We start from the raw sequence: 1,956 nt of genomic DNA on the forward strand, positions 1-1,956 counted from the left end.
CTGACCTTTGCCCCGCCGATGGCTGTGACGCATCTGAGTCGAGTCACCTCGGTGGCCCCCGACGGGGAGACGCAGTGGTTCTGTGACCATCTGCGCCGCCGACCCCGCCGCGGACCCGTCCGGCCTGGCGAGGGCGAGGGCCCTGGCCGGGGCGCTACCGGACGGGGCGGTGTGGACGTCGCCCGCCCGCGCCGCCCGGGAGACCTGCGCCGCGCTCGGCCTCGACGCCCGCCCCGTCGCGGCGCTCGCCGAGGCCGACCACGGCTCCTGGGCGGGGCTCCGCCTCGCGGACGCCGATCCGGACGCGCTGGCCGCCTGGCTGACCGACCCGGACGCCGCGCCCCACGGCGGCGAGAGCCGGTCCGCGCTCGCGGCACGGGTCGCGGCGTGGCTCGGTGGCCGCCCGTCCGGCGTCGCCGTCTGCGACGCGGGCGTGATCCGGGCGGCCCTCGCCCACGCGCTCGGCGCCGGCGTCCTCGCGGCCGACCGGATCGACCTCGCGCCGCTGTCCACCACGAGGCTCACCGCCGCCGGGAGCGGCTGGCGGGTCGCCCATGTCAACCGGAAGGTCCAGGTGTGAACACCGCCTACCCGTTCAGCGCCGTCGTCGGGCTGGACGATCTGAAGCTGGCGCTGCTGCTCAACGCCGTCTCGCCGCGGGTCGGGGGCGTGCTGGTGCGCGGCGAGAAGGGCACCGCCAAGTCGACGATCGTCCGGGCCCTGGCCGCGCAGCTCCCCGCCGTGGACACGGTGCCGGGCTGCCGGTTCGCCTGCGACCCGGCGGCGCCCGACCCGTCCTGCCCGGACGGCCCCCACGAGCCGGGCGGCCCGTCCGAGCGGCGGCCGTCCGCGCTGGTGGAGCTGCCGGTGGGCGCCTCGGAGGACCGGCTCGCGGGGTCGCTGGACGTCGAGCGGGCCCTGACCGAGGGCGTCAAGGCCTTCGAGCCGGGGCTGCTCGCGGCGGCGCACCGCGGCGTCCTGTACGTGGACGAGGTGAACCTCCTGCACGACCATCTGGTCGACCTCCTGCTGGACGCCGCCGCGCTCGGCACCTGCTACGTGGAGCGCGAGTCGGTGTCGGTGCGGCACGCGGCCCGGTTCCTGCTGGTCGGGACTATGAACCCGGAGGAGGGCGAGCTGCGTCCCCAGCTCCTCGACCGCTTCGGGCTGACGGTCGAGGTGCGGGCGTCGCGGGATCCGAAGGAGCGGGCCGAGGTCGTGCGTCGGCGGCTGGCGTTCGAGGCGGACCCCGCCGCGTTCGCCGCGCGCTGGGCGGACGCCGAGGCGGAGCTGGCGGAGCGCATCTCGGCCGCGCGGGACAGGCTCGCCGGGGTCCGGCTGCCGGACGAGCGGCTGGAGCAGATCGCGGCAGTGTGCGCGGGCTTCGAGGTCGACGGCCTGCGCGCCGACCTGGTCACGGCCAACGCCGCGCTCGCGCACGCCGCCTGGCACGGGCGCGGCGCGGTGGCCGACGAGGACGTGCGCGCGGCGGCCCGCCTGTCGCTGCCGCACCGGCGCCGCCGCGACCCGTTCGACGCCCCCGGACTGGACGAGGCGCTGCTCGACGAGCTGCTCGACCGCACGTCCCCCGACGATCCTCCCCCGGACGGCGGAGGGGGCGGCCGGCCCCCGTCCCCGCCGCAGGACGGAGCGCCGCAGGACCCTGCCACGTCCCAGGACGCGAGCCCCGAGCGGAACGCGGGCTCGTCGCACGACGCGGGTCCGTCGCAGGACGCGGCCCCCGAACAGAACACGGGTTCGGAGCAGAACACGGCCCCGTCAGAGGACGCGGGCCTGTCGCAGAACGCGGGCCCGGCGCAGGACGCGGGCTCCTCGCAGGACGAGCGGTCCGCCGGCGGGGGTGGGGAGCGGGTCGCGGCGGTTGCCGCGCCGCATGCCGTGCCGCTGCTGGAGGTTCCGGGTGCGGCCTCAGCAGGAAGGGTGGGCGCTGATGCC

At 77.7% G+C, this 1,956-nt stretch carries 2 protein-coding genes; both read left to right on the top strand.

The features are described 5' to 3' along the window. Positions 1-82: 82 nt before the first annotated feature. Complete coding sequence (locus ABWI04_RS42630) at positions 83-580, top strand: histidine phosphatase family protein (RefSeq protein WP_353835969.1); 498 nt, start codon at positions 83-85, stop codon at positions 578-580. Further along, the coding region (locus ABWI04_RS42635) for a magnesium chelatase ATPase subunit I (protein WP_353835970.1) at positions 577-1,956 on the top strand (1,380 nt) is incomplete at its 3' end. The genes ABWI04_RS42630 and ABWI04_RS42635, both read left to right, overlap by 4 nt.

Origin of the sequence: Actinomadura sp. NPDC000929, from assembly GCF_040492065.1 — a bacterium.
Classification (GTDB): Bacteria; Actinomycetota; Actinomycetes; order Streptosporangiales; family Streptosporangiaceae; genus Spirillospora; species Spirillospora verrucosospora.